A 24,859-nucleotide genomic window follows, 5' to 3' on the forward strand; every position below is an offset into this window, starting at 1 on the left:
CCTATATATTATTGAATATCGAGCAAAAATTTGGATTTAGATATATATTCCTGTAGGATAAGCAATAATAAAATTATGTGAGACCCATAATATGATTCCTGTGATTCTATCTGGTGGTTCTGGCACGAGACTTTGGCCACTTTCAAGATCCAACTATCCTAAACAATTTTTACCCATTACTGAAGAAAAAACATTATTTCAGCTTACTTTAGAAAGAATTACACAATTAAATCATGCCATAGATAATTTTCAAAACCCTATTATTGTCACCAACGAAAATCATCGCTTTATTGTTGCCGAACAACTAAGACAACAGAAACTCAACGCAAAAATTTTACTTGAACCCGTTGCTAGAAATACAGCACCTGCTATTGCTGCCGCCGCAGAACTTGCCCTCTCTTATGGAGATGATCCTGTTTTGCTCATTCTTGCTGCAGACCATATTATACAGCAACAAGAAGCTTTTAATGATGCTGTTAAAGTGGGCTTAGAAGCCGCTGAATCTGGTCTACTGGTTACATTTGGGATTGTTCCTACTTCACCAGAAGTCGGCTATGGTTATATTAAAGCATCAGACTCAATTTATACAGACCAAGCAATAAAAGCATGCAAAGTTGAGCAATTTGTAGAAAAACCAGATGCTCAAACTGCCCAACAATATTTAGACCAAGGCTCGTACCTTTGGAATAGCGGTATGTTTATGTTTAAAGCGTCTGTCTACTTACAGGAGTTGCAGAAATTTAATTCGGCGATTGCAAATCAAGCCAAAGAGTCCTTCAAACTCAGTAAAAATGATTTAGATTTTGTACGATTAGATCAAGAAAGTTTTAAAAAATCACCTGATGACTCTATTGATTATGCCGTAATGGAAAAATCTGATCAGGTTGTTGTTGTGCCTCTTAAAGCCAACTGGAGTGATGTAGGTGCTTGGAAAAGCGTATGGGAAGTCAGCAACAAAGATCAAAATGGCAATGTTTGCCGTGGCGATACCATCGCTGTAAACACATCCAATTCTTTAATTCACGCTGACAGTCGCTTAGTTAGCGTCCTTGGATTGGATGATGTTGTTGTAATTGAAACACCTGATGCTGTTTTAGTTGCAAATAAAAACAAAGTCCAAGACATAAAAAGATTGTAGAAAAATTAAAATCAAATGAACGTACCGAGGTGGATACTCACCGTAAAGTATATCGCCCTTGGGGTTGCTATGATTCCATTGATAATGGACAACGCCACCAAGTGAAATGCATTACAGTGAATCCAGGGCAAAAGCTTTCTTTACAAATGCATCATCACCGTGCAGAGCATTGGATTGTAGTCAGTGGAACAGCTCGCATCCACAAAGGCAAAGAAACTTTCTTACTCACTGAGAATGAATCCGTATATATTCCGCTCGGAGAAACACATGCGCTTGAAAACCCCGGAAAAGTACCACTAGAACTGATTGAAGTTCAGTCAGGTTCATATTTGGGTGAAGATGATATTGTGCGTTTTGAAGATTTGTATGGACGTGTATAGATAATAACTAAAGGGCCATTATCGTAAATGGCCCTTTGCTTTCTATTTAAAAACTTCTTGTTTCCCACTTATCAGCTACATATTGATTAAACTCTTCTCTAAATCTAGCATCTGAAAATTTGATAGCATTTTCTCGACAATTTTCAGGAAGATATAAATCAACATGCGATTCAAATTGATGAACTGCTTTTACAATACTTTGTACATCCTGATGACCAAAAAATAATCCTGATGGCTTATTGAGTAAATCAGAATTTACAGTTTCCAAGGCACCACCTTTACCAAAAGCTATTACTGGTGTTCCACATGCTTGTGCTTCAACAGGTGTAATCCCAAAATCCTCCTCCGCAGCAAAAACAAAAGCTTTTGCTCTACGCATACAATCTTGCATAACTTCATTAGATTGATAACCTAATATTTCAATATTCCCTTTCGCTTTAGCTTTTACTTTTTCCATGTCAGGACCATCGCCAATGACAACCAATTTTTTATTGGGCATATGTGCAAAAGCTTCAACAATCAAATCAATTTTTTTGTAAGGCACCATTCGAGAAGCTGTGAAATAAAAATCTTCTTTATTCTCCTGCAAAGTAAAACGATTTGTTTCTACAGGAGGATAAATTACATCAGCCTCTCTCCCATAAACTTTTTTTATACGTCTTGCGATAAACTGTGAATTTGCTACAAAGTGATCTACACCATTAGCTGTACGATAGTCCCACATTCTAATCTTATGAAGTAACCATCTAATAATTAAACTTTTAATTCCTTTATTTAAACCTAATTCTTTTAAATATTGGTGCTGTAAGTCCCATGCATAGCGAATTGGGGAATGTACATAACTAATATGCAATTGATCTGGTCCTGTTAACACACCTTTTGCAACAGCATGACTACTTGACAATATAATGTCATAATTTGAAACATCTAATTGCTCAATTGCTAATGGCATTAGTGGTAGATAGTTTCTATATTTTTTTTCAGCATTGGGTAATTTTTGAATAAACGTAGTTTGAGCACGTTTATTTAACATCTTAGCTCTAGCATCATCATTGAGAAAATCAATTACTGAAAAAAGTTCACTCTGTGGAAAAACTTTTAACATCTCACTAATGACTTTTTCAGCACCTGCATAAGTAACTAGCCAATCCGCTACAAAAGCAATTTTAAATGAATTATACATGATTGAACAAACTCACAGACTTTGGATTAATTTTTTGTATTCTTGACCAATTACACTCGGACTAAATTGCAAAGAACGAGAATACGCTAGATCAATCATTAAATCTTTAAGTGAATTGTCCATAGAAAGAACCTCATGAATTGCTTTACATATAGCTTGCGAATCACCAATATCTACCAATTTACCAAACTTACCATGGTCTAAAATTTCCTCAGGTCCATAAGGGCAGTTAGTTGAAATAGTCAGTAACTTTGAATTCATTGCTTCAACTAACACTAAACCAAAACCCTCGTGAATAGATGACAATACAAAAACATCAGCATTTTTATAATGTTTTTCAATATTTGAATCATACCCCCAAAAATGGATACGATCAGGATTGTTAGAATTCATGGCTAAGCTTTGAAGGTATTTCTTATCTTCGCCATCTCCGACAATTACTAAGTTACATGTTGGGTCAATTATTGAATATAATGAATGTGCTTCTATTAATGTACTAAAATCTTTTTGTGCACATAACCTTCCTACACCAAGAATAACTTTACCATCAAATTTATAAGGATTAGTTTCAAAATTTTCCAACTTTCTAGTAGGATTATAAATGTATCTACCATGTTTTTTTAACTTATTGGAACTAAACCATGTCTCGCCTGTAATTTCATTATGAATCCCTTTAGAAACACTAACAAATTTAGAATATGTTAATAAAATAATTTCAAATAGAATATGGCGAAATAAATTTCTTATATAAGATTTATCTTCACGTTTAACACGATTGTGAAAAATTTGAATTAGCTTTATGTTTCTTCCAAAAATATTTAAAAAGGTTACAATAAAACTTAATAATGCACCAACAAATAATCCAGCACTATTAAAAATTAGACCATCTTTATCATGTCTTAAAATATATAATAAAAAATTCCAGCAATCATACATCAAACCAAAAATTCCTTTTTTACATTTAAAAATATAATAATTAGATTTGATACCATTCAAATCAAGACTATGAATAATATCTTTCGTAGATTGAGGACCACCACCACCATCTTCTGCTAAAATAACAAATGAAATCTTCATAATTTCTAAGCTTCCGAATCAAATAATTTAATAGTATTATAAACTTTGTTAGCCGATTTATAATAACTAAATCTAATATAATTCTTATAGCCTTTATCTATTATTGATTTACGCGTACAACCATCTTCGTCGACAATAATTTCCATTAATTTATTATATAATTCATGACTAGATTCCGGATCAAATAACAACGCACTATCTCCTACAACCTCTGGTAATGCACTTGTATTTGATGATATTACAGGACATCCACAAGCTTGAGCTTCTAGAGGTGGAATTCCAAAACCTTCTAATTTAGATGGTATTACATAGCAAAGTGCTTCGCTATATAAACTCACCAACTCGCAATCAGTAACTCTACCTATATATTTAACATTTTTAAGTTTTATTAAATCATTAAATTTATTCTGATCTTTAATAATATTAGAACCAACCAAATATAAATATATATTAAATTTTGGATCAATTTTTTTAAAAGCATCAATTAAAACTTGTATATTTTTATTTTCATCAAAATAAGCCTGAGTCATAATAAACCTATCTTTGGAATAATTATCTTTATTAATTTTTTTTGATATATTTAATATATCAGTGGTAACCGCATTATAAATTACACTAATATTATTTGGTGAAACAGAAAAATACTCTAAAATTTTTGTTTTAGAATATTTACTAACAGTGAACACATGTCTAGAGTTAAACACATGATATTTTGATGAAAAATTATAGTATTTTCTAAATAAATATGAATACGATAACGGATATTCTTTAAATATTAAATCATGTAAAGTATATATATTATTATTATATAAATAAGGAGCTGTATTGCATAAACTTAATAGTAATGGGTTATTTAATTTTTTTAAAAAAAAAGGTAATGTGATTTGCTCCCAAAAATGACCATTTCCAAATCCTACAGATTTTAAAATTACATTTTCTGGAAGTTGATATAAAATATTACCTTTAGGTACCAAAACCGTGACATAAGAAAACTTAGATAATTCTAATAAAATATTATATGCAAAACGTTGCACACCTGATAATTTTTGAGTTAAAAAACGACCATTAACATATATCATTCTATAAAACCTTAAATTTGAATTATGGAGTAAAAACTTCATTTTCTCTTAATATAAGAACCTCTAAGTTCCAAATGCTAAACAAGAAAACTAGAAGCGTCATTAAAATCCAATAATATTTATTTTTAATAAAAAGACAACAAATAGCTGCTAAAAAAATATTTAAAGTTAAAAATCTATTTGCAACTATAGGCATTATTAAGTTAAAAAACAGAACCCATAAAAGTAAAACGATAACCACTAAATATGTATTTATAATTCTATCCTTAAATTTATCAATTATATCCCCTCTAAAGAAAAAGAATAAAATACAAAAGCAATAAAGTAAGACCATATTACCACTAAGATAACCAAAAGACTCCATGCCATAATCAGAATATTTTTCCTTGTATCTTGTAAAAGATATTCCAAATACTGCTAAAGCAATTAATATAGGCACTAACAATAATTTGATTGTCATATTTTTTATTTGATAAAATATTAAATACAATAGTGCTGGAAGTAACATTGTATTATGAAAAGATACTGCAATAACAAAAAATACGTATCTATTTATATTTTTTTTAGCCATTAAACCCAATAATAGAAATGATATGCCTGCAGCATATCTAATTTGAATAAGCCCCCAATAAATATAGAAATAAGGAAAATATATAAATAGGGATAATAAATACCATCCTAAGCCTCTAACTAAATAAACATATCTAGCCAGAAAAAACATATGCAATCCAAACCCTAGAATTGCATATAAAATAAAAAATTCAAAAAACCTTGATCGGTTTTATCAAACAATGAAGAGATATAATTAAAAGAAAATTCGACATAATCTCTTTCATTATAAAATAAATGTTGATACATCTGATAATCTGGGAAAAATGGGCTTCTTAATGAAACTAAGTAGCAGCAATAGAAAATCAAAGGAAATAAAAGGAATAAAATGAATTTTCTGTAACTAATGATAAATTTTAAATTAGCGATCGCCATAAAACTCACTCAACACTTTTTCATATATTTTCAAATGTTCAAATACTACATTTTCAACACTAAAAATGTGTGAAATAACTGTATTATCTACACGCTTTTCATTTATGAATAGATCACCATTCTTTATTTCCTTTAAATTAGGAAAAATTTTATATAATTCTGATATTCCACCAACTTTATTAGAGTAAACATCCACTCCGGCTAAACAGCTCTCAACTATCACTCTTCCAAATGGTTCATTCCATTGTATTGGTAAAACTACAGAATCAACTATTTTTAAAAAATCTTTAAATTCAACAAAGCCTAATAGTTTTACATTAGATAGCTCTGCTTCTTTTTCTAAACGCAATCCTTCAGTATTTTTTTTAAACCTACCAGCAGCTAAAAAATCATATTTATCATTATTATTTTTAGCTATTTCACAATATTTATCGAAACCTTTATCTTTTGTTAAACTTCCTATATACCCAATTTTTTTTCTTCGATCTACATTATTTTCTTTTTTTATCATATCAACAGCATTATAAATAAAGGAAGATTTATTTTTATCAAAAAAATTATTTTTTAAATGAAATTCTTTTATAAAATCACTTATCCCAATGTAATATTGCACCTTTTTTGAAATTATTTTCTTAAAAATTGAAAACAGTCTCACTTCTATTGAATTAGGATCTTGAATATCATTATTTTTATATAAGGTATTATTAGGATGAAATAAATAATAATCTCTTGATGTATGTACCAAAGGTATTCTTAAATTTGAAACTTTACTCCAAATTGATACCGAGAATCCTGCTAAATTGTTAGTATGGATAATATCTGGTTTAAAGTCCAAAATCTCACTTTCAACTCTTTTCGCCATGACTATATTATAATTATCTAAAAAATGCCAAACTAACTTTTCCAATTTAGTCGGCACATAATCAGAATATGGCCAATACTTATTAAACAGTGGTAAATAAGAGACCTCTACTCCATTTACTCTATTTATTTTCTTTACATTTTGATCATGTAAAGAAACGACTCGAACCTGATGCCCTGCTTTTACAAGACCTTCAGCCAGAAGTTGTACAGAAACCTCAGCCCCACCCACCTTAAATGGGTGATATAATGTATTTACGATTAAAATTCTCATATTATTTTAACCAAAAATCTTGGCGTTATTTAATTTACATGCCAATCGGTCCTTCTCTGTTAAGAGAATATCAACTCCAATATTAGGCCACTCAATTGCTATTTCTGGATCATTCCAAACAATACTACGCTCACACTCTTTAGAATAGTAATCAGTTGTTTTATATAAAAACTGTGTATTATCTTCCAATGCTATAAAACCATGCGCAAAACCAGCAGGCATCCAAAACTGCTTATGATTTTCTCCACTTAACTCTACACCTACCCATTGACCAAAGCTTTCAGAGTCTTTACGTATATCTACGGCAACATCCCAAGCACGTCCCTGAACAACGCGGACTAATTTACCTTGAGCATGTGGATTTAACTGATAGTGCAAACCTCGTAAGACACCTTTTTTTGAAAATGAATGATTGTCTTGTACAAAGTGAGGGATGTCCAACCCACGCTCAGACAGCGCACTTTCAAATGCCTGCTGATTAAAGCTCTCCATGAACCAACCACGATCATCTCCAAACACACGCGGCTCAAATATCAATAAATCTTTTATCTTTGTTTCAATAACATTCATTCGTTGTACTCCTTATATTCTAAAAAGTTGACTAAAGAAAAGTGCTCATAATAGGCACTTTAAATATTAATCCTGATTGATATGTTCAGCATGCAGTTTTAATAAATATTGACCATAGCCCGTTTTCTTAAAGAAGTCGCCTCGTGCTTTTAACTGATCAGCATCAATCCAGCCATTATTAAAAGAAATCTCTTCCAGGCTAGCTACTTTTAAACCTTGACGATTTTCTATGGTTTGTACAAATTGACTTGCCTCAAGCAATGAGTCATGTGTGCCCGTATCCAACCACGCGAAACCACGGCCTAAAACTTCTACATTTAGGGCATTCTTTTCAAGATAAACATTATTTACGTCAGTAATTTCGAGCTCACCACGATGTGAGGGCTGAATATTTTTCGCAATCTCAACAACAGAATTATCGTAGAAATAAAGACCAGTTACGGCATAATTTGATTTTGGTTTTGCCGGTTTTTCTTCAATACTTAAAGCTTTACCTTCAGTATCAAAATCAACCACCCCAAAACGCTCAGGATCATTGACATAATAGCCAAATACAGTTGCACCATTTGACTGATCTGTCGCACGTTTTAACTGATCGCTAAAGTGTTGACCATAGAAAATATTGTCCCCTAAAATCAGACAAACATTATCTTCGCCAATAAACTCTTCACCCAAAATAAATGCTTGCGCCAAACCATCTGGTGAAGGCTGAACTTTATAAGACAGTTGAATACCAAGTTCCTCACCCGTACCCAATAGTTTTTCAAAATTTGGTAAATCTTCTGGTGTCGATATAATCAGAATTTCTTTAATACCCGCTAGCATCAAAACAGAAAGCGGGTAGTAAATCATTGGCTTGTCATAAATTGGTAGCAATTGTTTAGATGTTCCCATTGTAATTGGGTATAAACGTGTACCAGAGCCACCTGCTAAAATAATGCCTTTACGATTTATTGAGTTTGTCATGTTATAAAATCTCTTGAATGACCTGAGTTACGCCTTGCTTCCACTCTGGTAAATGCAACTTAAATGTATGTTTTAATTTCTGTGTATTTAAACGCGAATTTAATGGGCGTCGTGCTGGAGTTGGGTATGCAGATGTAGCAATTGGAGTTACCCTTTGAATAGCTAAATTTATGCCACTTTGACGAGCTTGTGCGAAAATAAACTGAGCATAGTCATACCATGTTGTTTCGCCCGCAGGTGCCAAATGATAATGCCCATGTAAGATTGCTTGCTGCCCAGAAGATTGCAAACTGTAATAACGTAGAACCTGAGCTGTAATATCAGCAATTAAAGCTGCACCTGTAGGCACACCCACTTGATCCTGAATAATGCTCAATTCATCTTTGGTTTTTGCCAATTTAAGCATAGTCTTAATAAAATTATGCCCATGTGTACCGTAGACCCAGCAGGTACGGAAATTAATAAAACGCACTTGGCTATTTTCAAGCGCAATTTCACCATCACGCTTACTACGGCCATAATAGTTTATAGGCTGTTTGACCTCATCTTCAGTCCAAGCATTTACCCCCATACCATCAAATACATAATCAGTCGAGTAATGTATTAACAGTATATTCTGCTGTTTACATCGCTCAGCCAAATATGCCACTGCGGTATGATTAATTAAATCAGCAGCATCTTGTTCAGATTCTGCTTTATCGACTGCCGTGTATGCAGTCGCATTAACCACAATATCAGGTTGGATTTGCTTCAATACGTGTTCAATCGCTGAAAAGTTTGCAATATCACCACATAATCCAATTTCATTATTAGAGCGATCTAAGGCTGTGACTTCACCCAGAGGCTGTAATGCACGTTGAAGCTCCCAACCAACCTGACCATTTTTACCCAAAAGTAAAATCTTCATTGAATAATCAGACCTGTTCAGTTCGATATTGCTGTTGAATCCAGTTCTGATATTCACCACTCTGAATATGCTCAACCCATTCTTGATTACTTAAATACCATTCAATCGTTTTTCTTAGGCCTGTCTCAAAACTCTCTTGAGGTACCCAACCCAAGTCTTTTTGAATTTTACTCGCATCTATCGCATAACGTAAATCATGCCCTGGTCGATCTGTTACATAAGTAATCAAATCTTGATAGTGCTTAATACCTTGAGGCTTATTTGGTGCTAAATCTTCAAGCAAATCACAAATGGCTTTTACAACATCAATATTCTTTTGTTCGTTATGACCGCCAATATTATATGTTTCGCCCACTGCAGCTTCTGTCATGACTTTATATAAAGCACGTGCATGATCTTCAACAAAAAGCCAGTCACGGATTTGATGACCATTACCATAGACAGGCAAGGCTTTTCCTGCCAAAGCATTTTGAATAATCAAAGGAATAAGTTTTTCAGGGAAATGATAAGGTCCATAGTTATTCGAGCAATTGGTCACTACCACAGGTAAACCATAAGTACGATGCCAAGCACGGACTAAATGATCTGAACTTGCTTTACTTGCCGAATACGGCGAACTTGGTGCATAAGGTGTTGTTTCTAAGAAAAGATCATCTATCCCTTCTAAGTCACCATACACTTCATCTGTAGAAATATGATGAAAGCGGAAAGCTTGTTTTTTATTATCAGGTAAAGTATTCCAATATTGGCGTGATGCCTCTAACAACTGGTACGTACCAATAATATTGGTTTCAATAAAAGCAGCAGGGCCTGAAATGGAACGATCTACATGTGACTCTGCAGCTAAATGCATAATCGCATCTGGCTGAAAATCAGCAATAAGGCGATCTAAAGTTTGACGATCACAAATATCAGTTTGTGAAAATGTATAACGTTCGTGACCGTGAACACTTGCTAGAGATTCTAAATTTCCAGCATACGTGAGTTTATCAACATTCAGAACAACATCTTGAGTGTTTTGAACAATATGACGTACTACTGCTGATCCAATAAAACCAGCTCCCCCAGTAACAAGTATTTTCATAATAATTCCGAAATATTAATTTTCACCAAAAAGATCACGTGTATACACTTTATCGAGCACATCACTTAATTCATTTACAGCCCGATTCGCAATAATCACATCTGCACGTTGTTTAAAAACAGAAAATCATTCACTACTTCAGAATTAAAAAAGCGCTCTTCCATCAAATTTGGCTCATAGACAATCACGTCAATACCTTTGGCTTTAATACGCTTCATAATACCTTGAATCGCAGATTCTCTAAAGTTATCCGAGCCTTGTTTCATCACTAAACGATAGATTCCAACCACTTGTGGCTTTAATTGCATAATTTGTTGCGCAATAAAGTCTTTACGGGTGGTATTGGACTGAATAATTGCACCAATTAAATTTTGTGGCACAGCTTGATAATTGGCTAATAACTGTTTGGTATCTTTAGGTAAGCAATAACCACCATAACCAAATGATGGATTATTATAATGGCTACCTATTCGCGGATCCAAACATACAGCTTCAATAATATCTTTACTGTTTAATCCACGTAATTCACAATAAGTATCTAATTCATTAAAATAAGCTACACGCATTGCTAAGTAGGTATTAGAAAACAGTTTTACAGCCTCTGCTTCTGTTGACTCCATCAATAAAACAGCAACATCATCTTTTAATGCCGCCTGCTGAAACAACTCCCCAACTTTACGCCCTGTTTCTGAACGGTCACCGATCACTATTCGTGAAGGGTATAAATTATCGTACAGCGCTTTACCTTCTCGTAAAAACTCTGGTGAAAAGACGATATTTAAATTCGGATATTGGATTCGAATATTTTGAGTAAAACCCACTGGAATAGTTGATTTAATAATAATCGTTGCCTTCGACTGTAAGGTATCTAGGTCTTTAATTACTTGTTCAATAGAAGAAGTATCAAAGTAATTAGTTTCTTCATCATAATTGGTCGGTGTCGCAATAATAATAAAATCTCTATCTTTATAAGCAATCGCCCGATCAATTGTCACCTCAAAATGAGCAACGTGTTTTAAATATTTCTCGATATATTCATCTTGAATCGGAGAAATTCCATTTTTCAATAAAGCTACCCTACGCTGATCTATATCTAATGCAATAACCTTATGCTGATCAGCCAACATCATCGCATTAGATAAACCCACATAGCCCGTGCCAACAACACAGATTTTCATCATAATAATGCCCTTTTATCTATTCAAAAATTTCTTTGCCAAATTTGGATTCAAAAAACAAAGAGGTATTATGTATGCAATTAACCCTATTATAAGTTTAATAAAAAAATTGTTAAATGTTATTTTTTCTAAATATAAATTTACTACATACAGCACTAAAAACATAAATAATGCCGGTATTATAGTTTTATAAATAACGAGAAAAACATCTTTTAAGGAAAATTTTAAAATTTTACCCATTAAAAACATTACAGGGAAAAAGTTCAAAATATTTGCTATAAAATACATTTTCACAAATATTTCAATATCATACTGAGCACCTATAAAAAATGCGCAACTATATATAAGAGCTCCAACACACCCCAATAAAAACAACCAATTTGTACGTTGGAATGCTGTAAAAACTGCACCCGATGTACTTAATATGGCTTGAATGATGGCACTTGGCGCTAACCAGCAAAGAATAATCGTAACACCCGCCCACTCATCTTTAAAAAAAAGAGCTACAAAATCATTTGATAATGCAGATATCCCAAACATTAGAGGTGCTGTTAACATGCAAATTATGAAGACACAATTAAAATAATTATATCTAATTACATCAAAGTTGCTTAAATCATGAGAAATATGAGGTAAAAGAGCTCTCGAAACAACAAATGTCATACTCTGCACAGGAAAAAGCATTATTCTATATGCAATTGAATAGGCACCTAAAACAGCAGAGGAAAAGTATCTACCGATTAAAATAACATCTAAGTTTCTGGAAAAATAATTAATTAAATTAAATCCTAATAAATTCCCACTGAAATGATAAATATGTTTTAAATCTTCATTTTTATATGAATCAAATAGACTCAACTTCACTCCAGATAAAAACCGGCAAGAAATAGAAATCAGTAAAGCTGAAACCACCATCTGAGTTACAATACTATACACACCAAAATCAAGATGCGCCATTATGATTGCCACTACCAAGCCAGTAGTACTAGAAAAAATTTCAATTTTTGCTAATAGTTTAAAATTCTGCTCTTTTTCTAATTTTGCCCTATGCACTATACCTAAAGCAGTAATTGGAAAAATTATAGATAAAAAATAAAGTAAACCATAAAGCTCTGACCTTCCAAAATATTCAACAACAATAGGTGCACATAAAAAAATCACACCTAATACTAAAATTCCAATACATATATTAATTTTATATACTAAGTTATAAAAACCAATAGTAATATTTTGCTTTTGTATAACAGCAGAAGCAGTTCCCATATCACTAAAAATGATTGCCAAATTCATGACTATCGCTGTCATTGCCAGCAAACCATATTCATTTGGCGAGATAATCCGTGTTAGATAAAAAATTGTTACTATTTGTGCTAAAATTTTTACTAACTGACTAACCCCAATCCATTTCACATTATTTAATAATGACATCTATTTTTTCGCTTTTTTCGCACATCTAGGGTGAAATCCATTAAAATAAGTCATAAGTATTACTTGTATACGATTTAATTTTCGGAAATTTTTTATTAGTAGCTTTAACAACCTGAGCATTTTAAATTTTTGATAATATTTTATAGATAAAGTCTGATCATATAATCTCTCTATATATCGCCATTCACTGATCCCCCCCTCAGCTCGGGATAAGGAGTGATCAATAGAAATCAAAGAGCTAACTTTAAAGGCTATATTTTCACCCTTTAAATAATTAATTTTCCTAAAAAAGCTAATATCCACACCATAAAGTGAAAAATTCGAATCAAACAATTCAAGATTATTATCCCTGAAGACATCTTTAACATTTTTAGAAAAAATCAAGCCAGAACCAATAGAGTAAATCTCAGAATACTCAGTAATCAGACCATAAGATGTGTAAATATTTCCATTTACGATTGGATAATATTGTTTTTTATCTTGAATTGCATAAATTTTTGGGATTTCTATATCAATATCACTTAAATTAAAAATTTGTTTTTCACTTTCTTTAGAAATATGAGTATCATCATCAAAAATCACATAATAATCACTTTTAAAGTTAGCAACAAAATCATTATAAATCCAACTTAAAGGTTTGTTTTCCAAAAACTCAAAAAAATAAACTTGATTATGCTTTAATTTTAGAAAATTCAAAAAGCTATCTTCACCATTTAACTTTTCAGGACCATTATTTACAACTACTAAATTGTCGATTTTATTTTCAAAATCAAGAATACATTTTAGTGTTTGAGATTGCGTAAAATCCTTGCCATACAAAATCACAAGTAAAGAAATTTCTTTTCGTTGCATTTATAGAACCTAATTAATTATTTCTGGAGTAACCATCAACGTAACTCTCCAAGAGTGACTTCAAATGAAGTATTTTTGAAAGATCTTTACAACTTTCGCCAAGTTGCTCAAATATACTAACTATTTCTAAAAACTCATAATATTTTTCAAAAGATTTTAAAATCCGCTCATGCTTTGTTTTTTCAACATTTTCTGCATCAATTAATAATTCTTCATACAATTTTTCACCTGGTCTTAGCCCAGTAAATTCAATCTTAATATCCCCAAGCCCTTTTTCATCTACAGGCTTAAAACCACTCAAGCGAATCATTTGTTTGGCTAAGTCTACAATTTTAACAGGCTCGCCCATATCTAATAAAAATACATCACCACCAGTACCCATCGCACCCGCTTGAATCACCAGCTGTGCAGCCTCTGGAATAGTCATAAAGTAACGCGTTACTTCAGGATGCGTCACCGTGACAGGTCCGCCTTGTGCAATTTGCTTTTTAAACAATGGCACCACAGAACCTGATGAACCCAGCACATTACCAAAACGTACAATACTGATTTGAGTCTTTGGATTTGTCGATGCTAAACCCTGACAATACAGCTCTGCCATGCGTTTAGAAGCGCCCATCACATTGGTTGGACGCACGGCTTTATCCGTTGAAATTAATACAAAGGTTTCAACATTTTGATTCACTGCAGCATCTACACTGCGCTGTGTGCCAATCGAGGTATTATATATGCCTTCAAAAGGATTGGCTTCAACCAATGGTACATGTTTATAAGCTGCAGCATGATACACCGTTTGCCCAGCATATTGTTGCAATATACGTTCCAATTTTTGCTGATTGGTGACAGAGCCTAAAACTGGAATCACCTCAATGCCTGAAGATTGTAGTTCACGATCTATCGAGTAGAGCGCAAATTCAGACATTTCAAACAGCACTAGCATTTTCGGCTGATGTTTCACAATTTGACGACAAAGCTCTGAGCCAATTGACCCCCCTGCCCCAGTCACCATCACGACTTTATTTTTAATATTTTTCTCTAGCAGTTCAGGTTTCGGTGGGACAGGATCACGTCCAAGTAAATCAATAATATCGACTTCACGAATATCAGAGATTTTGACTTTGCCATCGACCAATTGGGTCACCCCTGGTAATTCCATGATTTTCACATCAGTGGCTTCAAAAGATTCAATCATTTCCTTTTTACGGGCACGGCCCACCGATGGCATGGCAAGCAAGACTTCTTCAATGCCAAATTTTCCTAGTTTCTTTTGCGCTTTTTTCGGTGAGTAAATTTTCAAACCACTTAAGGATTGACTGCGCAGGGATTTCTTATCGTCAATAAAACAAACAGGCAGATAATCATCGGAACGATTTAAAGCTGCCGCAATTTGTTGACCTGCCAACCCTGCCCCATAAATTGCCACACGCTTACGGGTTTGTTTTTTCGCAAAGGTCTTTAAGGTTGCGTAACGGATGACTGCTCGACTCCACCACATGTATGAAAACAACATAAAGCCATACATGAGCGGAATGCTCATCGGGATAAACGCTACATCTAATTTTTTAATGGCGTACAACGCCACAATTTGAACGAATGTACCGATTGAAATACGCAGTAAATAATCTTCGTTAAATGAACGCACAATGGCACGGTAAATACCGAGCAAAGCAAAAACCGATACGCCAAAGATCGCTACATAGATATACCAAGCCTCAAGCCCTTGCATCACCGTAACATTTGGACGTGCCAAGCGAATGGCATAGGCAAGCCACATCATCAGTGGCAACATGCACACATCCATGGTCACCAAAACCACTTGTTTTTGGCGACGCGGTAAAGAGGCAATCGATCGAATAAAATCTTTCATTGAAGCTCGGTTATATCTGCTGAAATAGCACGGCGTGATTATACGCTGTTTTCAGTTTGAATCTGCGTAATCACACTTTGAATCACATCTACAGTTTTTTGCAGGCTTTGTTCGGATAAAGTCGGATGCACCAAAAACATCAGACTGCTTTCACCTAAGGCTTGAGCATTGGTTAAACGCTCGCTTGGACGCCACTTTGTTCCATCAAACGCTTTTTCTAAATACACTTCTGAACATGAACCACTAAAGCATGGCACGGCTTGCGCATTGATTTCCGCCATGATGCGATCACGTGACCAGCTTTCAGGTAAGCCATCAACATTCACTTGTACGTAGCATTTATAAGCGGCATGCATATAGTCACTTGATGGTTTAGCCACTGTAAAATAAGGACTATTTTCAAATATCGCTTGGATGCGTGCCATGTTGGCATTACGTTTCGCTGTCCACTCTGGCATTTGTTGCAGTTGCAAACGACCAATCACTGCTTGCATTTCCATCATGCGCCAGTTGGTACCAAAGGAATCATGCAACCAGCGAAATCCCGGTGTATGTTGTGTGTTATACACACTGTCAAAGTTTTTACCGTGATCTTTATACGACCACATTGTTTTCCAAAGACTTTCATCATTAGTGGTGACCATGCCACCTTCACCGCCGGTAGTCATAATTTTGTCCTGGCAGAATGACCATGCTCCAATATGACCGATTGAACCTGCAGATTTGCCTTTATACATCGCCCCATGCGCTTGGGCACAATCTTCAATTACGAAGATGCCTTTTTCCTCAGCCAATTGCATGATCGGGTCCATATCACACATCCAGCCTGCCAAATGCACACAGATAATCGCTTTGGTGTTTGGCGTGATCACCGCTTCAATGGTACGACGTGAGATGTTTTGCGAATCCAGTTCGACATCAGCAAAAATAGGATTCGCACCTGCGGTCACAATCGAGCTTGCAGAAGCTAAGAATGTACGTGAAGTAACAATCACATCATCACCTGCACCGATGCCTAGGGCTTTCAGGGCTAAATCCAGTGCGACCGTGCCATTAGCCACTGCAACGGCATGTTGGGTTCCTGCAAACTGTGCAAATTCCTTTTCAAATTCACGGCATTCCTGCCCTGTCCAATAATTGACTTTATTAGACAAAAGGACGTTTGACACCGCATCAGCTTCTGCTTGGGTAAAGCTTGGCCAAGGCTCAAATGCACTGTTTAACATGGAATTTTCCTAAAACTTATTGCTGTGAAGTGGTGACAATCCGCGCAGGATTACCCACCACTGTTGCGCCCGCAGGGACACTTTTGGTGACTACGGCACCCATGCCGACAATCGCGCCTTTGCCAATCACCAATGGCTGATCGGGCGTGCCCTGCTTAATCATGGCACCTGCGCCGATATAGGCATGGTCATGAATATGAATATTGCCGTTGCATTTTACGCCTGGCGCAAAGGTAACGAAATCCCCAATCACACAATCATGCTCGACATAGCTATATAAATTGGCATGAAAACACTTACCGATTTTGACATTTGAGCCAATGGTCACAAATGGACTTAAAGCAGAGCCTTCAGCGAGCTCAAGCTGATCCATTAGAACTACATTGTCCGCGATGATCGACCAAAGCTGAATGCCATCCATCTCTAAATGCTGAGCGATCTTTTCTCGTACATGACTATTGGCAATCGCGATTTGCACGTATTTTTCTAAGGCCGTTTCATTTAAAAATGCGAAGTAATTCATGGCACGATGAGCGTTTACTTCTGCAACCGATTCCAAGGCATCATCAATAAATACAATTTCTGAAGCATCGCTTTCACGTGCTAATTGCTGGCGTGCAACAGGCATTAAACTGCGCCCGCAGCCTGAAGCGCCATAAATTGCATAGAGCTTAGTCATCTTTAGGCTCGGAAGTACCGGTAAATTTACTCATGGTAGCTTCTCCTTCGGCACTAATATCATCTTTAGACAATACTTTTTGTACCGTTTTCAGCATAATTTTAAAGTCTAGCCACAGCGACTGATTTTCGACATACCATGTGTCTAGCTCAAATTTCTTTTCCCATGAAATGGCATTGCGGCCATTCACTTGCGCATAACCTGTAATACCGGGTCGCAGGTTATGACGTTTGGCTTGTTCACTATTATATAACGGCAAATATTCCATCAACAGAGGGCGTGGCCCGACAATGCTCATCTCCCCTTTAATCACGTTCCAAAGTTCTGGCATTTCATCCAAACTGCTGGAACGTAGCATTTGACCAAAAGGCGTCAGACGCTCACTGTCTGGCAAAGGATTGCCTTGTTCATCGACCGCATCTTTCATACTGCGGAATTTGATCATTTCAAAAGGTTTGCCATTGATGCCCGGACGCACCTGACGGAACAACACGGGTGAACCCAAATTTTTTCGCACCTTATATGCCACAAAAGCATATACAGGAGACAGCAGCACTAGCGCAGACGATGCAATCACAATATCCAATAAGCGCTTTAACATGGTTCACTCTTGAGGTTAGATAAAGATGGGGAAATGGTATCCATTTCTAGCAATGATTATACCCTGTCCAAAGCCATCAGATTTGTAAAATATTTCAACGGTCAAAGGGACTCAAATATTCCTCATTCTAAAAGCTGCCAAACCATATAGCCGTTTAGAGATCTGTCCAACGACGATTAACTGCATGACCCGGATTATTCATGCTGATCACCTTCGCATAGTTTCCCACCGCAGTTGCATTTTCAGGAATATCTTTTGTCACAACGCTTCCTGCACCTATAGTGGCATTATTACCAATTTTGACATGCTCAATGATGCAGACATTGGGCCCAATATAAACATTATCGCCAATTTCTGCAGCTTGACGGCCGCCATTTGCACCAATGGTGGTAAATTGCGATAAATTCACATTATTGCCAAGCACAGTCGTAGGGTTAACAACTAGCGGCCCGCCATGCCCAATAAACAAGCCGTAGCCAATTTGAGTCGTGGTATGAATATCAATGCCGTACTGCTTTTTTTTATAATAATAAATAGGATAAGCCAACTTTGCCCATACAGTTTTTGAACTAGCTAAACGCAGCCAAAATGAAAAATTAAAACCACGATTGAAAAAATAAGTTTTCAAAAAGGTTTTCAAACTGACATGACCGGTATAACGGTATAAATCACTTTTTATATATTTTAAGGTCATCTGGATCGCCTCTAAAATTGGGTAAATCGCCTTTAATGAATATCCATTTCAGCCATCATGTGCTTATTCACTTGATGCACATCATATTTATTCAGCGCAATTTCTCGCGAACGCTGTCCCATATATTCAATCAGTTTTGGATCTTCAATAAAATACTGCATGCATTGCACCAGCTCATCGACTGATTTAACCGCAACCAAATAGCCATTTACACCATTGGTAACGGTTTCACGGCAGCCCGGCGCATCGGTGGTAATAATCGCCCGTCCCATCGCCATCGCCTCTAATACCGTACGTGGCGTGCCTTCACGGTAGGAGGGCAAAACGTAGACCGAGCTTTCCGCAATTGCAGGACGGACATCACTGAGCTTGCCCCAATATTTGAGGCGACCATCGGCAATCCACGTGTCAAGTTCAGCTTGTGAAATGGCCGAAGGATTATCATCAATCCATCCGACCAAATGAAATTCAGATTCAGGATATTGTGCTTTGATGATACGTGCCGATTCAGCATATTCACGCACACCTTTATCCCCCAAAAGCCGTGCAATGAGCAAGAATGAAGCTTTGACCACGCCTGCATCATCTTTCGGTAAAGGCATGACATCAAAGTCTTGTACATTTACCCCTGAACCATTCACCACCACAGTTGGTTTATTGGCATCAAGCAAATGCATGTCTTGGAAAAGCTTTAAATCATCAGGGTTTTGGAAAAAGACTTTGTCGCTACGTTTGAGCGCTTGCGCATATAAGCCATGCACCAGCTTTTGAAAAAAACTACGCTTGCCAGATTCCACATTTTGAAAGGCATAGCCCAAACCTGTAATTAAGGCAAAACGATGCGGTACTTTCGCCAGCCATGACGCGAGCGTGCCATAAATCACAGGTTTAATAGTATAGAACAGCACATACTCAGGCTGAATTTGACGAATTTGCCGATAGATATGTTTTAACAGTTTTAAATCAGCCAGTGGATTAGTGCCGGTACGCTGCATGGGAATCTCATGCAGATGATAGCCCAGGGCCTGCAATTTTTGCTGCTCTTCAGGAAATGATGCAAACTCAGGCGCCATAAGATGAATTTCATAGCCTTGCGCATGAATGGTTTCCAACAGTTTCCCGCGGAAATTTAAAACAGAAGGCAAAAAACTGCTGATCATTAAAAACTTCATGCCTGTTGGCTCCACACCTGCATATATTGACGGCTGACATTTTCAATACTGAAATTCTGCTCTACCCGTTCACGCGTCGCTAGTTTTAAGCTTTGTTTTTCTGCTTCTGATTTTTGCGTATAAGCTAAAATGGCATCAGCCAAAGCTTGCGCATTACGTGGTGGAACGATACTTCCTAAATCCTGCACAATATATTTGGCATCGCCAACATCTGTGCTGATACACGGTAAACCTGATGCCATGGCTTCGACCAACACATTCGGAAAACCTTCGGTAATTGAGGTCATGAGGAATGCATCAATCGATTGGTAAAAAGCAGGCATATCCGAGATTTGATCAAGCAAATGCACTTTTTGAGCATCTAGCTGATACTGCTCAAACAAGGCTTTGACGTCTACGTTCTCTAAGCTCGCACCTGAACCTGCAATTTTAAAGATGATGTTTTTGTCTTTCAGCAAACCCATGGTTTCAAACAAATAGGTATAACCTTTGGCCGTATGATAACGCCCCGCAAAACCAATCACGGTTGGTTCATGAAATTGGGGATTAGGCTGAAATTTATTTAAAAACACGCCATTGGCAATAACTTGGCTATTGCCATTTTTAAAGCCGAAGGCCTGATGCTGCTGCATGGACGAATGCGCACAATAAAGAATGTGACTAGGCTGTTTTGATAAGATTTTACTTAAGCCTAATGCGATCTTGGTACTGATCGATTCATCTTTGGGTGAAGCAAGTGAATGATGAATGCCCCACACGACATTCGGCTTTTGAGACAAACCAATGACACTTAAACTAGTCAATGCATTGGCATGATACATCCAACATTGCACTGTTTTCGGTTGTAATTTTTTAAGTAGACTACGGAGCTTTTGAATGGTGCCAAAAGTATTTAAGCCATTCCAACCTAGCGCATAATGTGACTGACAACGATCTAAGGTCGTTTGATACACCTCTGAGGTTTTCATCAAACTAATGATCACGTGCTGATACTGATCTTCAGTAAACTGAATCAAACGTGCCAACATCATCTCAGCCCCCCCACGCCTGCAAAATTGGTAATCACATGCACCATTAACGGTTTATTCATATTGCAGACTCCATCATATTTAAGTACTGCTGCAATACCGTTGCTTTATGGAATTGCTGAATATGCGCTTCAAAGTCAGCTTCTGAATAATGTACATAATCGGCAAAAATCGCCTGTTGCATGGCTTGCATCAAGCCAACTTGATCATTGCATTCGACCAATAAGCCAAATTTTGCATGGTCTAAAATTTCCATTGGTCCACTTGGGCAATCGGTACTGACCACCTTCACTTTAGAAGCCAGTGCCTGAATCAGTACACCCGGTAAACCTTCCCAATTGGAACTTAAAACAAACAGCGATGCATATTTAAAATAAGCGTATGGATTAGCATCAAAGCCCGGTAAATCCACCACATCGTTTAAACCCAAGTCAGCCACTAGAGCCTCAAACTCAGCTCGTAATTCGCCTTCACCTAAAATCAATAATCGGGTTTCAGGATGCTGATTATGCAAGGCTTTAAAGGAGCGGATCAGAAAACCAAAGTTCTTTGCTTCAGTGAGACGCCCCACTGCCAAAATCACTTTATGGTCACCTTTTAAAAATTTGTGTGTGACTGGCGCTTTGAGTTTTTCAAAATAGGCATCGTCCAATACAGGGTTATAAATGGTACTCAAATTATTATTTTTAGAGCCATAATATTCACGAAAATCAGCTTCTACCCCTTTAGAAACACAGACCACTTGCTGTGCCATGGAGTAGGTCCAATTCACCAAAGTTTTCAGCACAAATTTAGCAATGCCTTGAAACTTCATATTTTTTGACGGTGTAGATACTTCACGGAAGATCAAACGTGTTGCAACACCTGCAAGCTTTTTCGCAATCCCTGCCACAATATTGGTATGGGTTTGCGTGGCCACTAAGCAATCATATTGCTCAGCTTTCATTTTTATTTTTAAAGGCGTGATGCTATTCATCACCCGACCACAATTAAAATTGACCAATTCAATTTTAGAACTCAATTCGGGTAACAGCTTGGCTTTGTCACCATTCAGGTCACATACGCCTAAATGAATCTTAAGCCCTTGTTCGGCCAAACTATTCGCCAGTTGAATGACCGTACGTTCTGCACCACCACCGCCCAAGCTTGGCAAAAAGAACATAACTTTATTCAACATAATCGGACCTAAATAAAATGAAATGGGAGAATATTAATGCGAGTTTTTTGAGGCTTGAATCGACATGGCACGTTCCACACGGGCACGGTAATCGGTGATGCCAACCAAGTCGCTATCACTGGCACAGATGCTTTGAATTTTGGCTTGATAATCAGCAAAGCTCGACACCACTTTGGCAGGTACACCAATCGCCACGCTATGGTCAGGAATATCTTTGGTTACCACCGAACCTGCACCAATCACCACATTTGAGCCAATGCTCACGCCCGGCATAATAATGCTATTCATACCAATAAAGACATGCGAACCTACTTGAATCGGGGCAAAGCGTTGATAGCGTTTCCCTTGCTCATCTTTGACTAAACAGGTACTGCCATCATGGGTAATAAATTTTACCCCTGAAGTGACCGTCACATGATCACCAATGCTGACCAAGAACGGTTCTGAGCCCCAATTTTTAATATAAATTCGGCAGTTTTCACCAATTTTCACCCCCCTTTTACGTGCATATGCCACACTGCCCTTTGCCATAAAATAAGCAAGATCAAACAGCTGTCGAAAAGCAGAAACAATCAATGTCATATACTTGACCTATGTGAGGTTCTAAAAAGGAGGAAAAGTGGCTGAATATTTTACGCTGAAAATATGTTTTCGGATATGAATGTCAAAGTCACATGAAACTTGTTTAAAGTGCTTTAATTTTCTTGACTGGGCTACCGACATACACCCCAGCATCATCCAATGGTTTAGACACCAAACTACAGGCACCAATCACGCTATTGCTTGGAATGCTAACACCATCCAAAACCGTCACTCGTGCGCCAAGCCAAATGTTTTTACCTAAATTCACACCGAGTTTAGTAATCGTATCTTTAATCAAAAGATCAGGCTCACCAAATTTATGATTACTAGCGATAATAATGCTTTGCGTGCCAATACGGGTGTTATCACCAATGGTCACACTTCCACAGCCATTGATATACGATTTGGAATTGATACTGACATCCTGACCAATTGAAACCTTACCACCAAAGCATTTGATATAGCAGTTTTCACCAATAAAACTGTTATCGGCAATTTCTAAAACCGCACCATTTTCAACAATTAAACTGACATGATCACCAATATAGACATTCTTGCCGATTTTGACTTGCCCACGAATATCAACCATACAGCCCTTGCCGAAATAGCGAAACTTCGTACCAAAAGCGAGGTTATAAAATTGCTGACGACATTGTGCAGTGAACCAATTCATCAGTTTTAATAGCTTTAAAAACATCAGTTTTTGTTTCTCCACACCACATATAAAATGGCAAAGTTATAGATAATCAGCGCTACAGGCACCGCTAACAGCATATAAATTTTATCGTCAATTAACACATATAAGCCGGCAAATAATGCAAATTTTATGATCATTTCCACAATTTGCAGTTTAAATAAAACGTGGCTGTTGCGCTTCGCAATCAAAAAAGCCGAGCTTGGTGGATTACAAAAAATCGCCCAATAGCCCAAGGCTAAAATTTGAAAATAGGTTGAGATACCGACCCATTCATTGCCAAAAATCCATAAATACAGTGATTCGGGCAGAATAAAAAATACAGCAAATAAAGGCAGTGAAACCAGACTAAGCAGTACACTCGCCTTTAAGGCATTTTGATTGGATTCTGTGGTTTTAAATTTGCGAATAAAGAACTGACGCAAGGTTTGCGAAATCAGATTGATCGGTACACGTAAAGTTCGTTCTACAATGGCATAGAAACCCATCGCCTGCACACCGACAAAATGTGAAACCACATAGTACGGCAAGTTATGTGAAAAACTATTCAACAAGGCATGTGCAGTATTGGCATAAATAAAATCTTTATAATTTTTAAGGGCCTGCCAACTGACTTGATACAGTTGATGCTTTATTAAATAGATCACCACCACCACAATCATGATGATCGAGCTAACATTATAGCTATTAACCAAACTGATTTGCATAACCAATGGTAAAGATAGTTGAACTATCACCACAATCGTACTGCGAAAAATATTTAAGCCTGCACAAAAATATTCTTTGTGGGCTGAAAATTGATAATTATACAAGCTTTGAATCAAGGTATTGGCAAGCACGCCTGTCACCACCGCACCTGCCATTTCAATATTTAAAATAAAGCTGATGATGATGCCACTTACAACAGCAATAACAGTTGAGAACACCGCCCCTTCAAAAATCAGGCTTTTTTTATCCTGTTCCTCAGCGACCAATAAAGCTTGATCTAGGCGTAAATTTGCAACAGTAGATAAAACACTGACAAGCGCCAAGGCAATGCCATAACCACCAAAGTCCACAACAGAATACAGGCGTGTTAAAACAGGAAGTGCGATAAATGTTATTATCGCACCTGCCAGTAAACTTAATGTGATCAGCCCTATTGACTGATATTTTGCGAAGAGTTTCGCAATCATCTG

The 24,859-nt window shown here is 36.4% G+C and carries 22 protein-coding genes and 2 pseudogenes; 1 reads left to right on the forward strand and 23 read right to left on the reverse strand.

What is annotated here, in order from left to right:
• Window positions 1–91: 91 nt before the first annotated feature.
• Window positions 92–1,518 (forward strand): annotated as a pseudogene (locus tag HGD77_RS15270) (mannose-1-phosphate guanylyltransferase/mannose-6-phosphate isomerase).
• Between the two features lie 46 nt (window positions 1,519–1,564).
• Here the strand turns inward: HGD77_RS15270 and HGD77_RS15275 are convergent.
• The 23 genes and pseudogenes from HGD77_RS15275 to HGD77_RS15385 all read right to left on the reverse strand — a co-directional run bounded on the left by HGD77_RS15275 (window position 1,565) and on the right by HGD77_RS15385 (window position 24,856).
• Window positions 1,565–2,701 carry a glycosyltransferase family 4 protein gene (locus HGD77_RS15275; protein ID WP_168730952.1) on the reverse strand — a complete coding sequence of 379 codons (1,137 nt, stop codon included), beginning with the start codon at window positions 2,699–2,701 and terminating at the stop codon, window positions 1,565–1,567.
• A 12-nt stretch (window positions 2,702–2,713) separates the two neighbouring features.
• Window positions 2,714–3,778 (reverse strand): glycosyltransferase, encoded by a 1,065-nt coding sequence (locus HGD77_RS15280; protein WP_168730953.1) that lies wholly within the window; start codon window positions 3,776–3,778, stop codon window positions 2,714–2,716.
• A 5-nt stretch (window positions 3,779–3,783) separates the two neighbouring features.
• On the reverse strand, window positions 3,784–4,857 hold the full coding sequence (locus HGD77_RS15285) for a glycosyltransferase family 4 protein (protein ID WP_168730954.1): 1,074 nt from the start codon (window positions 4,855–4,857) through the stop codon (window positions 3,784–3,786).
• A gap of 22 nt (window positions 4,858–4,879) precedes the next feature.
• On the reverse strand, window positions 4,880–5,611 hold the full coding sequence (locus HGD77_RS15290; protein WP_168731011.1) for an EpsG family protein: 732 nt from the start codon (window positions 5,609–5,611) through the stop codon (window positions 4,880–4,882).
• A gap of 216 nt (window positions 5,612–5,827) precedes the next feature.
• Window positions 5,828–6,976, reverse strand: a complete 1,149-nt coding sequence (locus HGD77_RS15295) for a glycosyltransferase (RefSeq protein ID WP_168730955.1) — start codon at window positions 6,974–6,976, stop codon at window positions 5,828–5,830.
• A gap of 6 nt (window positions 6,977–6,982) precedes the next feature.
• On the reverse strand, window positions 6,983–7,546 hold the full coding sequence (gene rfbC, locus HGD77_RS15300; RefSeq protein ID WP_168730956.1) for a dTDP-4-dehydrorhamnose 3,5-epimerase: 564 nt from the start codon (window positions 7,544–7,546) through the stop codon (window positions 6,983–6,985).
• 66 nt (window positions 7,547–7,612) lie between these two features.
• The gene (gene rfbA / locus HGD77_RS15305; protein WP_168730957.1) at window positions 7,613–8,512 is read right to left on the reverse strand and encodes a glucose-1-phosphate thymidylyltransferase RfbA; all 900 of its coding nucleotides are present in this window, start codon (window positions 8,510–8,512) and stop codon (window positions 7,613–7,615) included.
• A gap of 1 nt (window position 8,513) precedes the next feature.
• A complete protein-coding gene (rfbD, locus tag HGD77_RS15310) occupies window positions 8,514–9,419 on the reverse strand; it encodes a dTDP-4-dehydrorhamnose reductase (RefSeq protein WP_168730958.1) in 906 nt (301 codons plus the stop codon).
• A gap of 7 nt (window positions 9,420–9,426) precedes the next feature.
• Complete coding sequence (rfbB, locus tag HGD77_RS15315; RefSeq protein ID WP_168730959.1) at window positions 9,427–10,503, reverse strand: dTDP-glucose 4,6-dehydratase; 1,077 nt, start codon at window positions 10,501–10,503, stop codon at window positions 9,427–9,429.
• 15 nt (window positions 10,504–10,518) lie between these two features.
• Window positions 10,519–11,681 (reverse strand): annotated as a pseudogene (locus HGD77_RS15320) (nucleotide sugar dehydrogenase).
• 15 nt (window positions 11,682–11,696) lie between these two features.
• Window positions 11,697–13,109 (reverse strand): lipopolysaccharide biosynthesis protein, encoded by a 1,413-nt coding sequence (locus HGD77_RS15325; RefSeq protein ID WP_168730960.1) that lies wholly within the window; start codon window positions 13,107–13,109, stop codon window positions 11,697–11,699.
• Window positions 13,110–13,961, reverse strand: a complete 852-nt coding sequence (locus HGD77_RS15330) for a glycosyltransferase family 2 protein (RefSeq protein WP_168730961.1) — start codon at window positions 13,959–13,961, stop codon at window positions 13,110–13,112.
• 13 nt (window positions 13,962–13,974) lie between these two features.
• Entirely contained in the window at window positions 13,975–15,828 is a 1,854-nt protein-coding gene (locus HGD77_RS15335) for a polysaccharide biosynthesis protein (protein ID WP_168730962.1), read from the reverse strand.
• Window positions 15,829–15,866: 38 nt separating this feature from the next.
• Complete coding sequence (locus HGD77_RS15340; RefSeq protein WP_168730963.1) at window positions 15,867–17,054, reverse strand: DegT/DnrJ/EryC1/StrS family aminotransferase; 1,188 nt, start codon at window positions 17,052–17,054, stop codon at window positions 15,867–15,869.
• A gap of 16 nt (window positions 17,055–17,070) precedes the next feature.
• Window positions 17,071–17,733, reverse strand: coding sequence for a NeuD/PglB/VioB family sugar acetyltransferase (locus tag HGD77_RS15345; protein WP_168730964.1), 663 nt, complete (start codon window positions 17,731–17,733; stop codon window positions 17,071–17,073).
• Window positions 17,726–18,334 (reverse strand): sugar transferase, encoded by a 609-nt coding sequence (locus HGD77_RS15350; RefSeq protein WP_168730965.1) that lies wholly within the window; start codon window positions 18,332–18,334, stop codon window positions 17,726–17,728. Before HGD77_RS15350 ends, HGD77_RS15345 begins: the two co-directional genes overlap by 8 nt.
• A gap of 154 nt (window positions 18,335–18,488) precedes the next feature.
• Window positions 18,489–19,028, reverse strand: coding sequence for a serine O-acetyltransferase (locus HGD77_RS15355; protein WP_168730966.1), 540 nt, complete (start codon window positions 19,026–19,028; stop codon window positions 18,489–18,491).
• A gap of 32 nt (window positions 19,029–19,060) precedes the next feature.
• Window positions 19,061–20,200 (reverse strand): glycosyltransferase family 4 protein, encoded by a 1,140-nt coding sequence (locus tag HGD77_RS15360; RefSeq protein ID WP_168730967.1) that lies wholly within the window; start codon window positions 20,198–20,200, stop codon window positions 19,061–19,063.
• On the reverse strand, window positions 20,197–21,231 hold the full coding sequence (locus HGD77_RS15365; protein ID WP_228761450.1) for a glycosyltransferase: 1,035 nt from the start codon (window positions 21,229–21,231) through the stop codon (window positions 20,197–20,199). Before HGD77_RS15365 ends, HGD77_RS15360 begins: the two co-directional genes overlap by 4 nt.
• Before the next feature lie 55 nt (window positions 21,232–21,286).
• Window positions 21,287–22,405 carry a glycosyltransferase gene (locus HGD77_RS15370; protein WP_168730968.1) on the reverse strand — a complete coding sequence of 373 codons (1,119 nt, stop codon included), beginning with the start codon at window positions 22,403–22,405 and terminating at the stop codon, window positions 21,287–21,289.
• Window positions 22,406–22,438: 33 nt separating this feature from the next.
• A complete protein-coding gene (locus HGD77_RS15375) occupies window positions 22,439–22,987 on the reverse strand; it encodes an acyltransferase (protein WP_168730969.1) in 549 nt (182 codons plus the stop codon).
• 103 nt (window positions 22,988–23,090) lie between these two features.
• Window positions 23,091–23,684 carry an acyltransferase gene (locus HGD77_RS15380; protein ID WP_168730970.1) on the reverse strand — a complete coding sequence of 198 codons (594 nt, stop codon included), beginning with the start codon at window positions 23,682–23,684 and terminating at the stop codon, window positions 23,091–23,093.
• On the reverse strand, window positions 23,684–24,856 hold the full coding sequence (locus tag HGD77_RS15385; protein ID WP_168730971.1) for a lipopolysaccharide biosynthesis protein: 1,173 nt from the start codon (window positions 24,854–24,856) through the stop codon (window positions 23,684–23,686). Before HGD77_RS15385 ends, HGD77_RS15380 begins: the two co-directional genes overlap by 1 nt.
• Window positions 24,857–24,859: the final 3 nt, after the last annotated feature.

It is taken from the genome of Acinetobacter sp. NEB149, assembly GCF_012516415.1.
Taxonomy (GTDB): Bacteria; Pseudomonadota; Gammaproteobacteria; order Pseudomonadales; family Moraxellaceae; genus Acinetobacter; species Acinetobacter lwoffii_V.